This window comes from Streptomyces iranensis (assembly GCF_017874715.1).
GTDB lineage: Bacteria > Actinomycetota > Actinomycetes > Streptomycetales > Streptomycetaceae > Streptomyces > Streptomyces iranensis.
In genome coordinates this window covers 75,822-96,239 of record NZ_JAGGLR010000034.1, presented here as the reverse complement: position 1 = coordinate 96,239, position 20,418 = coordinate 75,822, and the positions used below count along the sequence as shown (strand labels likewise).

17 protein-coding genes and 1 tRNA gene are annotated in these 20,418 nt (G+C 70.9%); 7 read left to right on the top strand and 11 right to left on the bottom strand.

Going from position 1 to position 20,418, the window contains the following annotated elements; all coding sequences use genetic code 11:
- Positions 1-82: 82 nt before the first annotated feature.
- Positions 83-2,632 (bottom strand): ABC transporter permease, encoded by a 2,550-nt coding sequence (locus J2Z30_RS44345; RefSeq protein WP_044574240.1) that lies wholly within the window; start codon positions 2,630-2,632, stop codon positions 83-85.
- An 84-nt stretch (positions 2,633-2,716) separates the two neighbouring features.
- A complete protein-coding gene (locus J2Z30_RS44340) occupies positions 2,717-3,490 on the bottom strand; it encodes an ABC transporter ATP-binding protein (RefSeq protein ID WP_107073551.1) in 774 nt (257 codons plus the stop codon).
- A 412-nt stretch (positions 3,491-3,902) separates the two neighbouring features.
- Here J2Z30_RS44340 and J2Z30_RS44335 point away from each other — a divergent pair.
- Positions 3,903-3,985: transfer RNA gene (locus J2Z30_RS44335), tRNA-Leu, on the top strand.
- 185 nt (positions 3,986-4,170) lie between these two features.
- The gene (locus tag J2Z30_RS44330) at positions 4,171-5,067 is read left to right on the top strand and encodes a Bax inhibitor-1/YccA family protein (RefSeq protein WP_044574246.1); all 897 of its coding nucleotides are present in this window, start codon (positions 4,171-4,173) and stop codon (positions 5,065-5,067) included.
- Positions 5,068-5,221: 154 nt separating this feature from the next.
- Here J2Z30_RS44330 and J2Z30_RS44325 read toward each other — a convergent pair whose 3' ends face one another.
- On the bottom strand, positions 5,222-5,452 hold the full coding sequence (locus J2Z30_RS44325; protein WP_037954490.1) for a DUF4287 domain-containing protein: 231 nt from the start codon (positions 5,450-5,452) through the stop codon (positions 5,222-5,224).
- 119 nt (positions 5,453-5,571) lie between these two features.
- On the opposite strand from J2Z30_RS44325, the gene J2Z30_RS44320 reads away from it, so the two are divergent.
- Entirely contained in the window at positions 5,572-5,913 is a 342-nt protein-coding gene (locus tag J2Z30_RS44320) for a hypothetical protein (RefSeq protein ID WP_044574249.1), read from the top strand.
- A 216-nt stretch (positions 5,914-6,129) separates the two neighbouring features.
- Here J2Z30_RS44320 and J2Z30_RS44315 read toward each other — a convergent pair whose 3' ends face one another.
- From J2Z30_RS44315 to J2Z30_RS44305, 3 genes are all read right to left on the bottom strand, one after another.
- Positions 6,130-7,062, bottom strand: coding sequence for a hypothetical protein (locus J2Z30_RS44315; protein ID WP_044574251.1), 933 nt, complete (start codon positions 7,060-7,062; stop codon positions 6,130-6,132).
- A gap of 314 nt (positions 7,063-7,376) precedes the next feature.
- Complete coding sequence (locus tag J2Z30_RS44310; protein WP_044574254.1) at positions 7,377-8,597, bottom strand: acetyl-CoA C-acetyltransferase; 1,221 nt, start codon at positions 8,595-8,597, stop codon at positions 7,377-7,379.
- A gap of 734 nt (positions 8,598-9,331) precedes the next feature.
- On the bottom strand, positions 9,332-10,363 hold the full coding sequence (locus tag J2Z30_RS44305; RefSeq protein ID WP_044574257.1) for an SGNH/GDSL hydrolase family protein: 1,032 nt from the start codon (positions 10,361-10,363) through the stop codon (positions 9,332-9,334).
- Between the two features lie 197 nt (positions 10,364-10,560).
- On the opposite strand from J2Z30_RS44305, the gene J2Z30_RS44300 reads away from it, so the two are divergent.
- Positions 10,561-11,946, top strand: coding sequence for a cystathionine beta-synthase (locus tag J2Z30_RS44300; RefSeq protein WP_044574260.1), 1,386 nt, complete (start codon positions 10,561-10,563; stop codon positions 11,944-11,946).
- A gap of 311 nt (positions 11,947-12,257) precedes the next feature.
- On the opposite strand, the gene J2Z30_RS44295 is transcribed toward J2Z30_RS44300, so the two are convergent.
- Positions 12,258-12,707 (bottom strand): hypothetical protein, encoded by a 450-nt coding sequence (locus J2Z30_RS44295; protein ID WP_044574263.1) that lies wholly within the window; start codon positions 12,705-12,707, stop codon positions 12,258-12,260.
- 123 nt (positions 12,708-12,830) lie between these two features.
- Between J2Z30_RS44295 and J2Z30_RS44290 the strand changes: the two genes are divergently transcribed.
- Together J2Z30_RS44290 and J2Z30_RS44285 are read left to right on the top strand one after the other, a co-directional pair.
- Positions 12,831-14,210, top strand: coding sequence for an acyl-CoA synthetase (locus J2Z30_RS44290; protein ID WP_044574266.1), 1,380 nt, complete (start codon positions 12,831-12,833; stop codon positions 14,208-14,210).
- An 86-nt stretch (positions 14,211-14,296) separates the two neighbouring features.
- Positions 14,297-14,572 (top strand): hypothetical protein, encoded by a 276-nt coding sequence (locus J2Z30_RS44285; RefSeq protein ID WP_044574269.1) that lies wholly within the window; start codon positions 14,297-14,299, stop codon positions 14,570-14,572.
- Positions 14,573-14,592: 20 nt separating this feature from the next.
- Here J2Z30_RS44285 and J2Z30_RS44280 read toward each other — a convergent pair whose 3' ends face one another.
- Positions 14,593-15,372: a helix-turn-helix domain-containing protein gene (locus tag J2Z30_RS44280; RefSeq protein WP_044581838.1), complete on the bottom strand. Its 780-nt coding sequence runs from the start codon at positions 15,370-15,372 to the stop codon at positions 14,593-14,595.
- A gap of 350 nt (positions 15,373-15,722) precedes the next feature.
- Between J2Z30_RS44280 and J2Z30_RS44275 the strand changes: the two genes are divergently transcribed.
- Positions 15,723-17,156, top strand: a complete 1,434-nt coding sequence (locus tag J2Z30_RS44275; RefSeq protein ID WP_308280264.1) for a tetratricopeptide repeat protein — start codon at positions 15,723-15,725, stop codon at positions 17,154-17,156.
- Between the two features lie 21 nt (positions 17,157-17,177).
- On the opposite strand, the gene J2Z30_RS44270 is transcribed toward J2Z30_RS44275, so the two are convergent.
- The 3 genes from J2Z30_RS44270 to J2Z30_RS44260 all read right to left on the bottom strand — a co-directional run bounded on the left by J2Z30_RS44270 (position 17,178) and on the right by J2Z30_RS44260 (position 20,418).
- A complete protein-coding gene (locus tag J2Z30_RS44270; RefSeq protein ID WP_372453408.1) occupies positions 17,178-18,680 on the bottom strand; it encodes a purine-cytosine permease family protein in 1,503 nt (500 codons plus the stop codon).
- 15 nt (positions 18,681-18,695) lie between these two features.
- Positions 18,696-19,634 (bottom strand): ABC transporter substrate-binding protein, encoded by a 939-nt coding sequence (locus tag J2Z30_RS44265; RefSeq protein ID WP_044574275.1) that lies wholly within the window; start codon positions 19,632-19,634, stop codon positions 18,696-18,698.
- 106 nt (positions 19,635-19,740) lie between these two features.
- Positions 19,741-20,418: an ABC transporter permease gene (locus tag J2Z30_RS44260; RefSeq protein WP_044574278.1), complete on the bottom strand. Its 678-nt coding sequence runs from the start codon at positions 20,416-20,418 to the stop codon at positions 19,741-19,743.

Here is a 20,418-nt window from a genome sequence, read left to right as displayed (position 1 = left end):
AACGCGGACGTCCCCGCCCGCCCCGGGAGAGGGGCGGACGGGGACGTCCCGTGTTCGGCTCGCCGCTAGGCGGCTCGCTCGGCTACTCGGCCTTGATGGCGGCCAGCATGTTGAGCTTGGAGGCCCGCCGGGCCGGCCACAGCGCCGCGATGACGCCCACCAAGGCGGCCATCAGCAGGAACAGACCCATCCGGCTCCACGGAAGCACCAGTTCGTAGCTCGGCAGCTCGGTGGCGATCAGTTCACCGGCCGCCCAGCCGAAGAAGACGCCGAGGCCGAGGCCGAGCACCCCGCCGAAGAGCGAGATGACCAGCGACTCCAGCCGGACCATCCGCTTGATGCCGCCCCGGTCCAGGCCGATCGCCCGCAGCATGCCGATCTCCTTGGACCGCTCGAAGACCGACATCGCCAGGGTGTTGATGACACCGAGCACGGCGACGATCACGGCCATGGCGAGCAGCCCGTAGAGCATGTTCAGCATCAGGGTGAAGGCGCTGGCGATCTCGTCGGAGGTGTCCTGCTTGTTCTGAATCTTGATCGCCGGGTTCTCGCCGAGCGTCTTCTTCAGCAGGTCCTTGTTGTTCTCCGTGGCGCCGCCCTTGGTCTTCAGCATTACCTGGAAGTCCGCGACGGTGGTCATGTGCGGGGTGACCGTGGCGCTGTCGACCATGACGCCGCGGATCATCTGGTTGCCCTTGTAGACACCGCCCACGGTCAGCTTGCCGCTGCGGCCGTCCTCGTAGGTCACCGGGATGGTGGAGCCGGCCTTCCAGTGGTGCTCATCGGCGATCTTGTCGTCGATCAGGGCCTTGGTGCCCCCGAGCGAGGCGAACGAGCCCTCGGTGAAGTCCACCTTCACCAGGTCCTTGATGGCCTTCGGGTCGACGCCCGTCAGGGAGTCGGAGTCGCCGGCGACCCGGGCCGGGGAGGAGCGCAGCGGGCTGATCGAGGTGACCTCGGGCAGCTTCGCCAGGGTCTTGGACACCTCGGGCGACAGCGGCCGCCCGCCGGTCCCGCCGCCCCCGCCCATGCTGACGACGTAGTCGGACCTCAGCCCGTCGGCCGCCATCTTGTCGATCCCCTTCTGCATGGATCCAGCGATCACCGTCATACCGGTGATCAGAGTGAGACCCACCATCAGGGCGGAGGCGGTGGCGGCGGTACGGCGCGGGTTGCGCACCGCGTTCTGCCGGGCCAGCTTGCCGGGCATCCCGAAGATCCGCAGCACCGGGGAGGCGGCCGCGATCAGCGGCCGGGACAGCAGCGGGGTGAGCACGAAGACGCCGATCACCAGGACGGCCGCGCCGAACGCCATCGGGCCCTGGCCGTCCCCGCCCATGCCCGCACCGGCGACCACCAGCGCGGCACCGGCCGCGGCGAGGATCGTGCCGATGGTGTTGCGCACCACCAGACCGCGGGTGGTCGGCGTGGCGTGCACGCTGTTCATCGCGGCGACCGGCGGGATCTTGGCGGCGCGGCGGCCGGGCAGCCAGGCGGAGAGCACGGTCACCACGACGCCCACGACCACCGAGGCCAGCACCGTGGTCGGCGCGACGATCAGCGGACCGTCCGGGACGTTGGCCCCGGTGGAGTTGAGCACCGAGCGCAGTACGGCGCCGATGCCGACACCGGCGGCGAGACCCACCACGGCCGCGACGGCGCCCACGACGGTCGCCTCGATCAGCACCGAGCGGGTGACCTGACGGCGGGTCGCACCCACCGCGCGCATCAGGGCGAGCTCCTTGGTGCGCTGGGCGACCAGCATGGAGAAGGTGTTGACGATGATGAAGATGCCGACGAAGAGCGCGATACCGGCGAACACCAGCATCGCGGTCTGCATGCTGCTCATGCCCTCTTCGATCGCCTTGGCCTGGTCCTTGGCGAGCTTCTTGGCGGTGGTGGCCTTGGCCTGCTCGGGCAGGATCTTGTCGACCGACGACTTCAGGGTGGACTGTGAGGTGCCCGCGGCGGCCTTCACGTCGATCTCGTCGAACTGTCCGGGCTTGCCGAACAGCTTCTGCGCGGTGACCGTGTCGTACAGCGCGAGGGTGCCGCCCGCCGCGACATTGCCGTCGTCGGTGGTGAAGACGCCGACGACCTTCTCGGTGCGCACCGGGCCGTCGACGGAGACCCGGATGGAGTCCCCGGCCTTGTAGTGCCCGCGCTCGGCGGTCCTGGTGTCGAGCGCGATCTCACCGGCGGCCTTGGGGGCGCGGCCCTCGGTCATGTTGTACCGGGGGTCCTTACCGTCGGCGCCCGGGTAGTAGTTGCCGCCGAGGTTGGAGAAGCCGCCGCCGAGCACGTCGCCCTTCTTGTCGGCGAGGGAGGAGGAGCCCTTCACCACACCGTAGGCGGAGGCGGCGCCGGGCGCCTTGGACGCCTGGTCCAGCAGCCGCTGGCTCAGCCGGGGCGCGTCACCGGGGTTGGCGGAGTCGTCGTCCTTCTTGTCGGGGGTGATGGCGACGTCGACGCCCTTGAAGCCCTTCTGGGAGCTCTTCTGGTAGGCGTCGGAGATGGTGTTGGTGAAGACCAGGGTGCCGGCGACGAAGGCCACGCCGAGCATCACGGCGAGCACGGTCATCAGCAACCGGGCCTTGTGCGCAAGCACATTGCGCAGGGCTGTACGGAGCATGAGGTGTCAGTCCTGAGGGGTGGGGTGGGGGAGTGCGAGGCGGCGCTGCGAGCCTTAAGAGGGGAGATGGGCGCGCGCCCCGCGTCAGCTCGTGCGGCCCTTGGCGTCGAAGCGCTTCATGCGGTCCAGCACCGAGTCGGCGGTGGGGCCGCGCAGCTCGTCCACGATCCGGCCGTCGGCGAGGAAGACCACCCGATCGGAGTAGGACGCGGCGACCGGGTCATGGGTCACCATCACGATCGTCTGGCCGAGCTCCCGCACCGAGTTGCGGAGGAAGCCCAGGACTTCGGCGCCGGAGCGGGAGTCCAGGTTGCCGGTCGGCTCGTCGGCGAAGATGATCTCCGGCTGACCGGCCAGGGCGCGGGCCACGGCGACGCGCTGCTGCTGACCACCCGACAGCTGGTTGGGGCGGTGCTTGAGCCGCCCGGCCAGACCGACCGTGGCCACCACCTGGTCCAGCCACGCCTGGTCGGCCTTGCGGCCCGCGATGTCCATCGGGAGGGTGATGTTCTCCAGCGCGTTCAGCGTCGGCAGCAGGTTGAACGCCTGGAAGATGAAGCCGATCTTGTCGCGGCGCAGCTGGGTGAGCTTCTTGTCCTTGAGCGTGGTCAGTTCGACGTCGCCGATCCGGGCCGAGCCGCTGGAGATGGTGTCGAGACCCGCCATGCAGTGCATCAGCGTGGACTTGCCGGAGCCGGAGGGGCCCATGATCGCGGTGAACTCGGCCTGGCGGAACTCCACGGAGACCGAATCCAGGGCGATGACCTGGGTCTCGCCCTCGCCGTAGACCTTGCTCAGGTCCGTGGCGCGGGCGGCCGCCCCGGTGGAGTGGGCGGTGGTTTTGACGCCGAGGGGCATGGTGGTCACGGTGAATGACTCCTGTCGTGCTGTGCGGGAGTGGGCGGGACGTCACTCCATGGTTCCGGTTGTGAAGGGGGACGGGATCAGCCCGTGCTCCCGTTCTCGTGGGGGTCTCGCGATGTAGGTGGTGGCGGCGGAGTCCTCCTTGAGGAGGAGAGGACGCCCCGTCCGGGGCGTCGAGATTGCGTCAATCCCCAGTTAATGGGGGTTCAGGGCATATCGGCAGGTCCAATGGACGTCGGCATCTTCGGGTACCCCGCCCCGCTGCTGATGCACCCTCAGTTGCCAATAAAATAAGACAACCTCGGGTCGAGGATTCACTGTGCGGGGGCATGTCCCCGGATAGGCTCGTGCTGCTCTCTTCCAGGGGAGGGCCGTATGCGCACCGTACGGCCCAGGGGGAACCGCTGCCCGGATGGTGGAATGCAGACACGGCGAGCTTAAACCTCGCTGCCCCTCGCGGGCGTACCGGTTCAAGTCCGGTTCCGGGCACCTTCAGATCCGGTGGCCGCACTCAGCGTGTGTGGATGGTCGCCCCAAGTGCGTGCGCGGGGCCCGCAGGGGCCTCGCGCGGCCTCTTCCTGCGTGAAAAGATCCTCCCTGGGCACTAGGGTGCTTTCTTTGCTTACCCATTACTCTTGAGTCAAGGTCGCGCCCGGCGGCCACGGAGGAGTGAGATGAGGAGCAGCAACCCGGTCTTCTCGCGACGGGGGTTCAGCCGCAGCGGCGGCTACGCCGGTTTCGGCGCGGCGCCGCAGGCCGGGAGTCCCGCCGCCGGTCAGGCCAACCCGTACGCGGGCGGTAATCCGTACGCGCAGACGCAGGCGCCCACGAACCCCTACGCGACGGGCGACCAGCAGAATCTGACCCCCGAACAGCTGCAGCAGATGTACGGCACGCCGCCGGCGGGCCCGCTGCAGACCGGCCGCATGACGATGGACGACGTCGTCATGCGCACCGGTATGACCCTCGGTACCGTCATCGTCGCCGCGGCGGTCGCGTGGATCGCGCAGCTTCCGGTGGGTGTGGGCTTCGGCGCCGCGCTCGTGGCGCTGGTGCTCGGCCTCGTCCAGTCGTTCAAGCGCACGGCCTCGCCCGCGCTGATCATGGGTTACGCCCTCTTCGAGGGCCTCTTCCTCGGCGTTATCAGCCAGGTGTACAACGATCGCTGGTCCGGCATCCCGATGCAGGCCGTGCTCGGCACGATGGCCGTGTTCGTCGGTGTGCTCGTCGCGTACAAGACCCGCCTCATCCGGGTGAACGCGCGATTCCAGCGCTTTGTGCTCGCCGCCGCCATCGGCTTCATCCTGCTGATGGCGGTCAACCTGCTGTTCGCCGCCATCGGCGGTGGGGACGGCCTCGGCTTCCGCAGCGGTGGCCTCGGCATCGTCTTCGGCCTCGTCGGTGTCGTGCTCGGCGCGGCGTTCCTGGCGATGGACTTCAAGCAGATCGAGGACGGTGTCCAGTACGGCGCTCCGCGCGAGGAGTCCTGGCTGGCCGCCTTCGGGCTGACGCTCTCGCTGGTGTGGATCTACCTGGAGCTGCTCCGGCTGATCTCGATCTTCAGGGACTAGCGCCCCTGGGAGTCGCGTAGCGCGCAGACAGCACGGCAGACAGCACGTAGAAGGGCCCGCGGAGGCGAAGACCTCCGCGGGCCCTTCTTCCTATGCGGCTTGAGCCGCTCCGTTCGGTGGGTCTGTCATACACGCTTCTGCCTCCGGGCAGCGGCTACAGCAGCTTGCGTGCCGCACGCCTCAAGTCGTGTTCATGGATGATGGCCTTCGCATGGCCGTAGGCGAGCTGGTGCTCGCCGCGCAGCCAGCTGACCTTCTCCTCGAATCGGAAGAAAGCGGGGCCCTCGTCGACCGTGCGCAGCCAGTCGGCGACTTCACGGCCCGTGCACTGGGGGATGCGGGAGAGTAGGTTCCGGTGAGTCTCGTCGGAGAAGATTTGGGACATCGGCGCCTCCGGACGCTTCCATGCCGGACCCGGGTCCATGGCCCGGGTTTCCTTCAGCTCACCGTGCCTGAGTGTTCGCCCGTTGGCAACAGTCCCTCAGTGGCGCATACGCTCGGAGCGTGGATGATGTCTCCCCCCTCCTGGCCGCCGTCGACCGGCTCGCCGACCGGTTGCGCGCCCTTCCGCAGTCCCGGCTGCGTGCGGGCGCGGCGGCCGAAGGACTGGCCCTGGCTAGGGAATTGTCGGTGCGCGCACAGCGGCTGGAGGAGCCGGGAACCCCGCCGCGGATCATGCCGGACGCGGGGCTGTTCGTGGTCGCCGACCAGGTGGCGGTGGCCGGACATGACTTGGTGCACGCGCTGGAGCGTGCGCCGGGGGGCGCCGGGGGCGGCGAGACGGCGCGGGGGGCCGCCGAGGCGGTGGCGCTCGTGGCGGAGGCGGCGGGGCGCTGCGGCGTCTGAGCGCCCGCTGGCGGCCCGGGGGCCCGCTTACGGCTTGAGGGCCTCGGCTTGTGGCCTTGAGGGTCCGCTTGCGGCTTGAGGGCCCGGCTTGCAGCCAGGGCGTCCGGCTTACAGCCCTGAGCGTCCGGCTTGCAGCCTGACCGTCCGGCGTACAGCCTGAGCGCTCGCCGACAGCGGGGCGGTGTGTCCCTTACGGCGAGGCGATGACGCGGTCGGCTACAGCGAGGCGATGACGCGGTCGGCGAGGACGTACACGTTCTCCTCGCCGCAACCGAACGTGAGCGCATAAGCACCGGAGACGCCCGAGCCGCCCAGCAGCACCGGGGCGGTGCCCTCGCGCAGCGCGTCCGCCAGCCGCTCAGCCGTCTCCCGGTGGCCCGGGGTCATGCAGATCGTGGTGCCGTCGGCGAAGACGTAGACATCGAGGGTGCCGAGGGGTCCGGGCCGCACATCGGACAGCGGGGTGCGGGCGTCGGCCAGCTCGGTGAGCCGGGTCACCGTACGGTCGTGGTCGGCGACCGGTGACGACGGGGTGAAGTCGGGGTGGGACGGGTGGCGACGGCGGGCCGCCGCCAGCTCGGCGGACTCCCGGGGCTCGGCCACGGGCTCCGCCCCGGCACCCAGCTCCAGCTCCAGCCCGGACTCGACCTCGGGCTCCTGGTCCCCGCCGGAGTCCATGGCCTCGGGGCCCAGCGCGTCCAGCCCGAGCAGCGGTTCGAGCCCCGCCAGGTCGGCCTGGCGGGGCACGAAGAGCTGCGCGTCCTGGGAGGCGTCCTCGAACCCGCCCGGCCCGCTCAGCAGCGAGTGGGCGTCGGCCGCTCCGGCGGAGTCCCTGGCCTCCTGGGCGGCCCAGAACGCCCGCGCCTCGGCCAGCTCACGCTCCCGCTCCTCGGCCAGGGCGTCGGCGACGGCCGCGCGTATCTCGGCGGCCGGGGTGGCGCGGGGTGCGGGCACCGTCGCGCCGCACTCCTCGCCGCCGCCTCCGCCTCCTCCGCCGCCCGTCCGGGCATCGGCGGCCACGGTGGCCGCGAGCTCGGCGCGCAGCTCACTGATCTGCCGGCGCACACCGCGCGCGGTGTGCAGGGCGGCCGCCCCTACGGCCGTGGCGGTCACCGCGGCCAGGAGGAGGACAAGACTCGTGGGGCTCACTGACGTACTCCCGGTTGGCTGTAGATCCCCCGAATTCCTACCTCAGCTTGAGGCTTATCGCCTCTCGACGTCAGTGCATACCATCACCAAATGGACAGAATTCGGTACCGGGCGGGCCTTTGGTCACCGGTGCTGAGCTGGGCAGACACTTCTCCCCCAGGACTTTTGTCACATCCTGGGGGAGATTCGGTCACAGCCCGAACCAGTGTCGCAGACGCGTCGCGGCGGGGCCGCGGGGCCCGGGTCGGCTCCGCCGCGGGGCAGGGGCGGGGAGGGGCAGCCCGCCGTAGGCGTCACGACCCGCCGGGCACCTGCTAGCTCAGGCGCTCGATGACCATGGCCATGCCCTGGCCACCACCGACGCACATGGTCTCCAGGCCGAACTGCTTGTCGTGGAACTGCAGCGAATTGATCAGCGTGCCGGTGATCCGGGCGCCGGTCATGCCGAAGGGGTGGCCCACGGCGATCGCGCCGCCGTTGACATTGAGACGGTCCAGGTCGATGCCCAGATCGCGGTAGGACGGGATGACCTGTGCGGCGAACGCCTCGTTGATCTCCACCAGGTCGATGTCGCCGATCGACATCCCGGCGCGGGCCAGCGCCTGCTTGGACGCCTCGACCGGGCCGTAGCCCATGATCTCGGGGGAGAGGCCGGTGACGCCGGTGGACACGATCCGGGCCAGCGGGGTCACACCCAGCTCCCGCGCCTTGGTGTCGGACATGATCACCAGCGCCGCGGCGCCGTCGTTGAGCGGGCAGCAGTTGCCCGCGGTGATCCGGCCGTCGGGGCGGAAGACCGGCTTCAGGCCCTGCACCGCCTCCAGGGTGGTGCCCGCGCGGGGGCCGTCGTCCTGGCTGACGACCGTGCCGTCGGGGGTGGTCACCGGGGTGATCTCACGCTCCCAGAAGCCCTTCTTGATGGCCTCCTCGGCGAGGTTCTGGGACCGCACGCCGAACTCGTCCATCTCCTCGCGGGTGACCCCCTTGAGCCGGGCCAGGTTCTCGGCCGTCTGGCCCATCGCGATGTACGGGTCGGGCAGCAGATCGTCCTCGCGCGGGTCGTGCCAGTCGGAGCCCTCCTGCTCGGCGCGCGCGACCGTACGGGCCTCGGCCTCCGCGAACACCGGGTTGTGGGTGTCCGGCAGCCCGTCCGAGGTGCCCTTCTTCGACCGCGAGACCATCTCGACGCCCGCCGAGATGAAGACGTCGCCCTCGCCCGCCTTGATGGCGTGCAGCGCCATCCGCGAGGTCTGCAGGGAGGAGGAGCAGTAGCGGGTGATCGTACAGCCGGGGAGGTGGTCCATCCCCATCTGCACGGCCACGATCCGCCCCAGGTTGTGCCCCTGCTCACCGCCCGGGAGCCCGCAGCCGAGCATCAGGTCGTCGATGTCGCGGGGGTCGAGCTCGGGGACCTTGGCGAGCGCGGCCTGGATGATCTCGGCGGTGAGGTCATCCGGCCTCAGATCCTTGAGCGAGCCCTTGAAGGCGCGGCCGATGGGAGAACGGGCGGCAGAGACGATCACTGCTTCGGGCATCACGGCTCCATGGGGGCGGGGTGCGGGCGGGACTCCGAGGGAAGTTACCCGTACGTATCGGCAGGGTCACGGGGTGCGGGCTGTGACACCGGACTCTTTTTTCCAAGCGTACGCTCAGCGGCTCGGGACTCGCCCGGGATCGGCCCCCCGGGATCGTGCCCGGGAGCGCCGCCCTCCGGGCGGCACGAGTATCCGTCGGGGCCCGCGCCGTCGCCGGGCGCGGCGCCGTCTCGCGCCTTCGGCGCCATTGAGCAGCGGGGCAGGGGGGCGGGGGCGCGCGGCCGCTGCCGGGCGCCGGGCCGGCGGGAGTGGGCGCCGGGGGCGGCTCCCGTGCTCGGTGGCCGAGGTTCCTCCGGACTGCGGGCGGCGGGGGTTCGGTACGCCCTCTCGAAAACGCTTGATATAGCGCAACTAATACGTCAAGCGATTTCGAGAAGGCACCCCACCCCCGCTGTCCGGCGTCGGCCTCGGCCCCCCGGTCACGGAAGCCGCCCCCGGCGGTCACCACCATCGGCCTGGAGCCCGGCAGCGCATCCCGCACCTCGTCCCCCCTGCCCCGCTGCTCAATTGCGCCGAAGGCGCGAGACGAAAGCCGCACCTGACCGAGCAGATCAGCCCGCACCGGAAGGAGCGGGTCAGCCCGCACCGGAAGGGACGAGTCAGCCCGCACCGGAAGGGGGCGGGCGGCCCCGGCCGACCCGGGACGCAGGCTCCAGGCACGCCCCGGCGGGGCCTCAGCAGCCCGAAGGGGGCGGTGACGTCGGGGACGAGGTGTCGGGGGAGCCGGAGACGGCCGCGGGCTCCTTCTTGGCGGGGCCCTGGCGGCGCAGCAGACGGGCCCATGGGCCGCGGGCCGCGGTGACCTCCGTGCCGCCCTCCGCGGCCGCCTCGGCCGCCGCCGTGGCGACCGGCAGGATGCCCTCGTCGAGCATCTCCGGCGCCTCCTCGGGCCACAGGCCCAGCGAGTCGCACAGGGTCGGCAGAACGGCCATCGCGGCCGTCGCGTACCCCTCCGCCGAGGGGTGGTAGTTGTCCGGGCCGAACAGCTCCCGCGGATTCGCCGCGAACTCCGGGCCCAGCAGATCGCCCAGCGAGACCGTGCGCCCGCCCTGCTCCACCACCCCGATCGTCTGCGCGGCGGCCAGCTGCCGGCTCAGCCGCCGCGCGATCCAGCGCAGCGGCTGATAGACGGGCTCGATCGTGCCGAGGTCGGGACAGGTGCCCACGACCACCTCGCAGCCCGTCTCGCGCAGCCTGCGCACCGCGTCCGACAGCAGCCGCACCGACTTGGCGGGCGGCATCCGCCGGGTGACGTCATTGGCGCCGATCATGATCACGCATACGTCGGGGTGCAGCTCCGGATCCTCCAGCACCAGCGTGACCTGGCGCTCCAGATCGCTGGACTGCGCCCCCGGCAGCGCCACGTTCCGCAGGTCCACCGGGCGCTCCGCGACCGCCGCCAGCCCCGAGGCGAGCAGCGCGCCCGGTGTCTGACTAGGGCGGTGGACGCCCTGTCCGGCGGCCGTGGAGTCGCCGAGAAAGGCCAGCCGCAGTGGTGGCTGGCCGGTCCTGCGGGCGAAGGCGAAGCCATATCGGCCGTCCGCGCGCGGAGGCGGATCGTCCGATCCGCCCACGACCCGCTTCGCATGGGACACCTCGGTGAGCACCAGCACGGCGGTCACCCCGCCCAGCAGCCCGATCCCGCCGCCCCCGTACGCCGCCGCGGCGGCGATCCGCCGCGCCACCCTCGCCCTCGACATCGACATGGGTCCAGGCCACCTCCGTCCGCACGCGCACGCGCTTCTTTCTCCTTTGTACGCCTTGCTAACAACTTGTTGCCCCGTGCAGGCTTCCTCCCAACGCGCCGGTTGGAGGGCGGCAGCGCGCAATAAGCTGACAGCAAGGCCCCACGAGGGCGGCCGCCCCGACGCGGAGACCCCGCGGAACCGGACCAGGAGCAGGTGTGCAGTACTACGAATCGATGATTGAGCTGGTCGGCAACACCCCGCTGGTGAAGCTCAACACCGTGACCGAAGGCATCCGGGCGACCGTCCTGGCCAAGGTCGAATACTTCAACCCCGGCGGCTCGGTGAAGGACCGGATCGCGGTCCGGATGATAGAGGCCGCCGAGCGCTCAGGTGAGCTGAAGCCGGGCGGCACCATCGTGGAGCCGACCTCCGGCAACACCGGTGTGGGCCTCGCCATGGTCGCCCAGCGCAAGGGCTACAAGTGCGTCTTCGTCTGCCCGGACAAGGTGTCCACGGACAAGATCAACGTGCTGCGGGCCTACGGCGCCGAGGTCGTGGTCTGCCCCACCGCGGTGGACCCCGAGCACCCCGACTCGTACTACAACGTCTCCGACCGGCTGGTCCGCGAGACGCCGGGCGCCTGGAAGCCCGACCAGTACAGCAACCCGAACAACCCGCTCTCCCACTACGAGACCACCGGCCCCGAGCTGTGGGAGCAGACCGAAGGCAAGATCACCCACTTTGTGGCGGGCGTCGGCACCGGCGGCACGATCTCCGGCACCGGCCGCTATCTGAAGGAGGCCAGCGAGGGTCGCGTCCAGGTGATCGGCGCCGACCCCGAGGGCTCGGTCTACTCCGGCGGCTCCGGCCGCCCGTATCTGATCGAGGGCGTCGGCGAGGACTTCTGGCCGACCGCCTACGACCAGACCGTCGCGGACGAGATCGTCGCCGTCTCCGACAAGGACGCCTTCCAGATGACGCGGCGGCTGGCCAAGGAGGAGGGGCTGCTGGTCGGCGGCTCCTGCGGGATGGCCGTCGTGGGCGCGCTGAAGGTCGCCGAGCGGCTCGGCCCGGACGATGTGGTGGTCGTCCTGCTGCCCGACAGCGGCCGCGGCTATCTCTCCAAGATCTTCAACGATGAGTGGATGGCCGACTACGGCTTCCTCGAGGAGGACGGCCCCTCGGTGCGGGTCGGCGATGTGCTCCAGGGCAAGGAGGGCGGACTGCCCTCGCTGGTCCATATGCACCCGGAAGAGACGGTGGGCGAGGCCATCGACGTACTGCGCGAGTACGGCGTCTCGCAGATGCCGATCGTCAAGCCGGGCGCCGGTCACCCCGATGTGATGGCCGCCGAGGTCATCGGCTCGGTGGTGGAACGCGAGCTGCTGGACGCCCTGTTCGCGCGGCGCGCGGAGCTGACCGACCCGCTGGAGAAGCACATGAGCCCGCCGCTGCCGCATGTCGGCTCCGGCGAGCCGGTCGAGGACCTGATGGCGGTGCTGGGCGCGGCGGACGCGGCGATCGTGCTGGTGGAGGGCAAGCCCAAGGGTGTGGTGAGTCGGCAGGACCTGCTGGCGTACCTGGCAGGCGGCCCGAAGTGAGGGCCCGTAAGGGTCCCGACCGATCCCAACTGCCCTTCGGGCAAGTGGTACGAACGTGTCACGCGCCCGCAGCACAGGGTTAACACGGCTCCGGCAGATTAGTGGGTGTCGGAAGGACGACACCGACACCCGAGATGAGGCGACAGGACCTCCGGAGCGGCTCCCGGACCTCCATGTTCGCCTGGACGCGGAATTCCGGCCCTGACCCGGCCCGCGTCCCCGCGGGGACCGCCGTCGTCCCGCCCTCGGTGGCTTGCCACCGGGGTGCGGCGGTCCCCGCGCAGACTTCTCTAGTCCCCGCGCAGACTTCTCTAGTCCCCGCTCTCCTCCCGCCCACGGCCTCGGCGGAGCCGGGAGAAGGCCCCCATGGCGTGGACCGCGTTGACGCCGAAGATTCCGGCCCAGGTGATCAGCAGGCCGGGCAGGCCCTCGTTCACGACGCCGATGGCCGACAGCGGGATGGCCAGCACCAGGGAGACCCCGACGAAGGCGAAGCGCTCGCCGACGCCCAGCCCGTGGGCCTGGTCCGCGGGCGCGCCGGTGGCGTACGGGCGGCTGCCGCGGGCCGTCGCCATCTGCTGTTCGGCGAGCTGGCGGCGGACATGGCGGTCCGCCGTATCGTTGAAGCGCTGCTCGACCTTCTCCATGAAGGAGTCGACCAGCTCCGACTCGTACTCCGCGCCCAGCTCCTTACGGGTCTGCAGGGCCGCGTCGAGTTCCTTTTTCAGATCCGGTTTCAGATCCGGGTCACGGGCGTCCATGCTTAAGGACGGTACGGTCGCGGGGACGCTTTGTCGGTAGGGCTAGCCCCCGAAACCAGCCCCCCGGAAGACGAGCGGGCCCGGGAAGCACCACCCCCGGCCCGCTGTGGAAGGAGTCAGTCCGTGACCGCACCTCTCCTCACGTCCCTCGCCGCGCCCCGCGACGACCGCCCCGACGCGCTGAGCGTCGGCGGCCGCGCGCTCTCGCGCGAGGAACTGCTCGGTGCCGCGGGCGCGGTGGCGGCTCGTATCGCCGGTGCGCCGGTCGTCGCGGTCCGGGCGACCGCGACCCCGGAGACGGTGGTCGCGGTGGTCGGCGCGCTGCTGGCCGGAGTGCCGGTGGTGCCCGTACCGCCGGACTCCGGCCCGGCCGAACGCGACCACATACTGCGGGACTCGGGCGCCACCCTGCTGCTCACCGGGGAGGCTGTGGACGCCCCGGTCGAGACCGTTCCGGTGGACCTGACCGAGCGCGCGGCGTGGACGAAGGCGGAGCCGGACCCGGAGTCCACGGCGTTCATCCTGTACACCTCGGGCACCACGGGGGCGCCCAAGGGCGCGCTGATCTCCCGGCGGGCGGTCGCCGCCGACCTGGACGGACTCACCGCGGCCTGGGCCTGGACTCCGGAGGACACCCTGGTCCACGGGCTGCCGCTGTTCCATGTGCACGGGCTGGTGCTGGGCGTCCTGGGCGCGCTGCGGACGGGCAGCCGCCTCGTCCACACCGGCAAGCCGACCCCGGCGGCGTACGCGGCGGCGGACGGCAGCCTCTACTTCGGCGTCCCCACCGTCTGGAACCGCATCGTCCAGGACCCGGCCTCCGCCCGCGCCCTGGCCTCCGCCCGGCTGCTGGTCTCCGGCAGCGCCCCGCTCCCCGCCCCCGTCTTCCGCGAACTGGAACGGCTCACCGGTCAGCGCCCCATCGAGCGCTACGGCATGACCGAGACCCTCATCACCATCAGCACCCGCGCCGACGGCGAACGCCGCCCCGGCTATGTCGGCACCCCGCTCTCGGGCATCCGTACCCGGATCGCCGCCGAGGAGGGCGCCGAGATCGGCGAGCTCCAGCTGACCGGCCCGACCCTCTTCGACGGCTACCTCAACCGCCCCGAGGCCACGGCCGGTTCGTACACCGAGGACGGCTGGTTCCGCACGGGCGACATCGCCGCCATCGACCCCGACGGCTTCCACCGCATCGTGGGCCGCGCCTCCACCGACCTGATCAAGTCCGGCGGCTACCGCATCGGCGCGGGCGAGGTCGAGAACGCCCTGCTGGACCACCCGTCCGTCCGCGAGGCCGCGGTCGTCGGCGCCCCGCACGAGGATCTGGGCCAGGAGATCGTCGCGTACGTCGTGGCCGACGGCATCGGCGAGCGGGAGCTGATCGACTTCGTCGCCTCCCAGCTCTCCGTCCACAAGCGCCCCCGCAAGGTGCGCTTCCTGGAGGCGCTGCCCCGCAACGCCATGGGCAAGCCCCAAAAGAAGCTCCTGCCCCCGGCCTGACCCCGGCCTCGGGCTTCCCGCGCCGTTGCCATTCGTGACGCCGGTACCTACCTTCAGCGGCAACGGACCGACGAAGGGAGAGACCGATGGCCCGCGCGTGGGAAGCCGACCCGTCCGCCTCGTTCGCGCGCCGATTGGGAAAGTCGGCGCGCGAACTCGGTACCACCGGAGGGCGCGACGGATGCCCCGACATCTGGCAGCTCGACAACGGTGACATCGCGGTCATCGGCCGCGACCTCACCGATGCCTATCGCGCCAGGCTCCCGGAGGACGCCAGCATCGCCCCTGACGAGCGCCTCGTCGTCATCCCGGGCTCCACCCTGAGCGCGGCGAAGCCGGACATACCCGATGCCGGGGCTTGACGGCCCCCGCGTCCCGCCGGTCACTCCGGCGGGACGCTGTATCGCTCCAGGGCCGCTTTCGATGTCGAGGTGTCCATCAGACGCAGTTCCCACGGTCCCGTGTTGACGTCGAAGTCCTTGCCGAACCCGACCCACTTGCCGGCCATGCGGCGACTGGTCGGCTCCACGAGCAGCTGAATCGCGCCGTGGTAACTGGCCCCCTGGTAGTAGCCATCCGTGGCTGTCTGCTCGGTCCAGGTGCCGGTGACCACGCTGCGGTCGACCGTGAGATCCAGGCTGAGTGGGGAATCAGGGTTCACGGACGCCCCGTCCAGCGACCGTCCCGTCAGGCGATTGCCGTGCTGGACGAGCACCACGTAATGCCTGCCTTCGTAGACGTCGTCACGGCCTGACGAGTAGTACTCGTACCGGGAGAGCCAGACGCCGTTGTAGTTGTCTCCCGCCGTCTGCCGACCCGCCCGGGTGTCGGCGGATGCGGGGGTGATCCCCTCCGTGCCCGGTGCCGTGTCATGGCCTCCTGCCCCATCGCCCTGGACTCTCGCCATGGGCACCTGCGGGGCGAACCCCAGCGACTCGGCCCGCAGCCCCGTGACCCTCTCCAGCGCGCGGATGTAGACCGGCCTCGGCGACCTGCTGATACCGGATTCCCAGCGTTGGACCAGCCGTTTGCTGGCCTCGTTCGGTTCACCCAGCTCAACTCCCGCTCGGCGGAGTGCCTTTGCCAGGTCGTCCTGGCTCATCCGCAGGCCGATCCGTACGGCCCGCAGTGCGTCATTCGGTGCGTGCACCTCGGTCGTCATGACGTCCACGCTAGCCTCGAATACCCGCTAATGACACCTAAATGACGCCTTTTGGGGGACGTCCGAACAACGCCTCTTCTGTCGTCGCGACGGCCCGGACGCCGACGGCACCATCACGACCGAACGCGACGGAAGAGGCGGATCGTGATGGACAGGGCAGCAAAAGGACAGCGGCTCATGAGCATGCGCGTGTCCCGTGACAGTGGCCGGACGTGGGACACCGAAGTGGTGGTCATCAGCAGCGACCCGCTGGCTCCCCTGCTCACCTCGGCGTGGCCGCCATGCCAATGCTCACGCTGCATGACCGGATTAGCTCCGGTGTCCGGCCGTCTCACGGGTGGAACAGCCCAGTGAATGGGGAACCGTCGGCTGTCCCCGGGCCCGGCCGCCACGAGGCCTACGCCGAGTTCCACGACCTGCTGCGCGCCTACGCGGCCGATCAGGCGCGGCGTGAGGAGGCGCCGGAGGAGCGCGGGGTGGCGCTGCGTCGGGTGTTGGTCTGGTATCTGCACTCCGCGGACGCGGCCCAGACCTGGATCAACCCGCAGGAGGCCCATATCCCGCTCGATCCGCCGGGCGACGGCCTCACCCCCGCGTCCTTCGCGGACTACGACGAGGCCATGCGGTGGTACGAGACGGAGCGCGGCAATCTGCTGGCCGCGACCCGCGCGGCCGAGGAGGCCGGTCTCGATGTGATCGCCTGGCAGCTTCCCGCGGTGTTGCGGAGCGTGCATATGCTCCTGAACCCGTTCGAGGAATGGCTCGCCATGGGCCGTATCGGACTGCGCGCCGCTCGCAGGCTGGGCGACCGCACCGCGGAGGCCGAGCTTCTGGAGAGTCTCGGGATGGCCTGTACACAGTCCCATCGCCTCGCCGAGGGTGCCGAGTACCACCAGGGCGCCCTGGCCGCCCGCCGGGAGACCGGCGACCGGCTCGGGGAGGCGCTGTCGCTCAACGACATCGGGCTGATCCACTTGCGGGGACGCGGGCTGGAGTCGGCGAAGGACCGGTTCGAGCAGGCGGCGGCGCTCTTCCGGGAGTTGGGCGCGACCCACTGGGAGGCTGTGGTGACGGCGAACCTCGCCGAGGTCACGTACGAGCTGGCCCGGCCGGAGGAGGCGTCCGGCTTTGTGCTGCGGGCCCTGGAGATGCACCGCGCGCTGGGCAACCAGGGCGGTGAGGGCAACGCGCTGCGCATCCTGAGCGCCATTCAGCGGGACCGTGGGCGGCCGGAGGAGGCGCTGCGGTCCGCACGGGGCGCGCTGGACATCGCGCTCACCCACCGCAACCACATGTGGGAGGGGTACTGGCTGCTGGAGCTGGGCCGGGCGCAGCAGGCCAACGGTGCGTTCGACGCCGCCCTGGTCTCGTTCCAGCGGGCCGCCTCCCTCCAGCGACGCCTCGGCGACCGGGCGCGGGAGGCTCGGGCGTGGGACGGCGCGGGGGAGACGTACCGGCGGCTCGGGCGGCCCGGCGAGGCGGCCGATTTCTACCGTCGCGCCGCGGCGGCCCACCGGGAGTTGGACGACCTGTGGCATACGGCGCTCTCCCTCGACGGTCTCGCCGGTGCGCTGCGCGAGGCCGATGAGGCCGATGAGGCTGACGGGGGCGACGGGGCCGACAGGCCCGACGGGTCCCACGGGGCCGAGGAGGCGCGGGGGCACTGGGTCGCGGCTCTGAGGGCGCTCACCTCGTACGACGACCCCCGGGCGGTCGCGCTGCGCGAACGCGTTTCCGCCGCCCTCGCGCAAGAGGGCCATCCGCACGGGAACGGCCGGACGTGACAACGCCTTTGTGGGGCCCGCTCACCCGGACTCGGTGACGTACGGGCGGCCCGACGGCGGATCCGGGGTGACGATCATGCGGTCCGGGACGTGGGCGGTGTCGCGGTGGGCCAGGAGCCAGTAGACGGCGGCGGGGACGGCGAGGCCGATGAGCCAGGAGATGTCCGCGCCGCCCAGTGGGGCGACGAAGGGGCCGGTGTAGAAGGCGGTGGACAGGAAGGGGAGCTGGGCGAGGACGCCGAGGGCGTAGGTGGTCAGCGCCTTCCAGCGCCAGGCGCCGTAGCGGCCGTTCGGGTCGCTGAGCGCGGGGATGTCGTAGCGCTCCTTGGCGATGGCGTAGTAGTCGACGAGGTTGATCGCGCTCCACGGGGTGAAGAAGGTCAGCAGGAACAGCAGGAAGTCCTTGAAGGAGGACAGGAAGCTGTCCTTGCCGAGCAGCGCGACCGCCGTGCCCGCGACCATGATCCCGGCGATGTAGGCGGCCCGGCCGCGTGGGGAGAGGGTGGCGCGGCCGCGGAAGCCGCTGACGCTGGTCACCATCGACATGAAGCCGCCGTAGGTGTTGAGGACGTTGATCGTCAGCTTGCCGAGGGCGATGACGAAGTAGAGCAGCGAGGTGATCAGGGCCGCGCCGCCGCCGAGGCCGACGATGTAGGAGACCTCGTGGCCGACGAAGGCGTGGCCGGCCGCGGTGGCCGCGAGGGCGCCGAAGGTCATGGACCACTGGGAGCCGAGGACGGTGCCGGTGAGGGTCCAGGAGAAGGTGGCCTTGGCGGAGGTGGCGCGCGGCAGATAGCGGGAGTAGTCGGCGACGTACGGGCCGAAGGCGAGCTGCCAGGAGGCGGACAGCGACACCGCGAGGAGGAAGAGCGGGAAGTCGAAGGTCCGGTCGTGGAGGAGGGTGGCCAGGTCGGTGCGGTCGAGCAGCCGGATGCCCAGATAGACGAAGGCCAGGGCGCAGACGACGCCCGCGATCCGGCCCAGGGTGTGGATCAGGCGGTAGCCGACGGCGGCCGCCACGGCGGTGACGAGGGCGAAGAGGACGATCCCGGTGGTGTCGCCGAGATGGGTGAGTTCGCCGACCGCCTGTCCCGCGAGCACGCTGCCGCTGGCGAAGAAGCCCACGTACATGACGATGACCAGCAGCAGCGGGACGATCGCGCCCCGGACCCCGAACTGGGCCCGGGAGGAGATCATCTGAGGGAGGCCGAGCCGCGGTCCCTGCGCGGAGTGGAGCGCCATGACGGCTCCTCCGAGCAGGTTGCCGATCAGCAGGGCGATGATCGCCCAGAAGGCGGCGGCGCCGAAGACGACGGCCAGGGCGCCGGTCACGACGGCGGTGATCTGGAGGTTGGCGCCGAGCCACAGGGTGAACTGGCTGAAGGCGGTGCCATGGCGCTCCGTGTCCGGGACCACGTCGATCGAGCGCTTTTCGACCAGGGAGTCCAGGGAGTCCAGGGAGTCCAGGGAGTCCGGGGAGTCCGGGGAGTCCGGGGAGTGCAGGGAGTCCGGGGAGTCGGGCATACGGTGCTCCTACCGCTACTTCTTGGCGAGGCCGTTCTTGGCGGCCCAGTCGGCGGCGACCCGGTCCGGGTCCTTCTTGTCGTTGCTCACCAGCTTGTTGAGCCGGGCCAGTTCCCGGGTGGTGAGGGCGCCGCCCAGGCGGGCCAGGGCCTTGCGGACCTTGGCGTCGGCCTTGGCGGCGCGGACCACGGGCACGATGTGCTGGGCCGGGATGAGGGCCTTGGGGTCGGCGAGGATCACCCAGTCGTTGGCCTCGATGTCGGGGTCGGTGGAGAAGAGGTTGGCGACGTCCACGTCGCCCTTCTTCAGCGCGCCCTTGACCAGGGGCCCGGAGGCGTCGAGGGCCTTGAACTCCTTGAAGGTCACGCCGTAGCGGTCCTTGAGACCGACCAGGCCGACCACGCGGTTCTTGTCCTCGGCCGGGCCGCCGAAGACCAGCTTGCCGTTCCGCTTGGCGAGGTCGGCGAAGCTGCGCAGCCCGTACTTCCGGGCGGCCTCGCGGGTGACGCAGAAGACGTCCTTGTCCTCGGCGGCCGCGTAGGACAGGGCCTCCAGACCGCTGGGGAGGGCGACGGTGAGGGCGTTCTGGAGGTCGCCGGCCTCGGTCTGGGGGGCCTTGTCGTCGAAGTGGAGCAGCAGATTGCCCTGGTACTCGGGGAGCAGATCGATATCGCCCTGCTGGAGGGCGGGTATGACGATCTCTCGGGAGCCGAGGTTGGGCCGCACGCTGGCCTTGATGCCCGCGCCTTTCAGCGCCTCGGCGTAGAGGTAGCCCAGCAGCTGGTTCTCGGTGAAGTTGGCGGTGCCGATGACCAGCCCGCCCAGGCTGCTGCCGCCGCCCGAGCCGCCGCTGCCGCCGTCGCCCTTGAGCGAGGTGACGCCGCCGCTACAGGCGGCGAGCGTGGGCACGGAGGCGCCGGCGAGCAGGCCGCCGAGCAGTTTCCTGCGGTTCATGGGGTCGTCTCCTCGGATCGGAGTGAAGTCGCTGAGTCGGTGGGGCGCTGAGGCGCTGAGGGCTGAGCCGCTGGGGCGCTGAGGCGCTGTGCCGCTGGTGCTGCGCTCAGTGCGCGTGGGCGCGCGGCGGGCGGTTGCGGAACAGCAGGCGCTGCACTCCGGCCAGCGCCAGATCCAGGGCGATGGCCAGCACGGCGACCAGCACCGCCCCGCCCAGCACCTGCACCAGATCGCGCTGGGCGAGCCCGTCGAAGACATAGCGGCCGAGCCCGCCGAAGCTCACGTACGCGGCGATGGTGGCGGTGGCCACGACCTGGACGCAGGCCAGTCGCAGCCCGGTCATGACCAGCGGCAGCGCGAGCGGCAGCTCGACCTGGAACAGCACCTGGTACCAGCGCATGCCCTGGCCTCGCGCCGCGTCCCTGACCTCGGGGTCCACGGCGGCCATGCCCGCGTACGTATTGGTGACGATCACCGGGATCGCGAGGGCGACCAGCGAGACGTACACCGGCCACATGCTCAGCCCGCTGGCCAGGAAGACCAGCGTGACCAGGCCGACGGTCGGCAGGGCGCGCCCGAAGCCGGAGAGGTTGATGGCGAGGAACGCGCCGCGTCCGGTGTGCCCGATGAGCAGCCCGACCGGGAGGGCGATGGCGGCGGCGACCAGGGTGGCCAGCAGCGAGTACTGGAGGTGCTCCAGCAGGCGGGTGGCGATGCCGTCGGGCCCGGACCACTGGGAGCCGCTGGTCAGCCAGCGGAGGAGGTTCTGGAGTAGTTCGAGCAT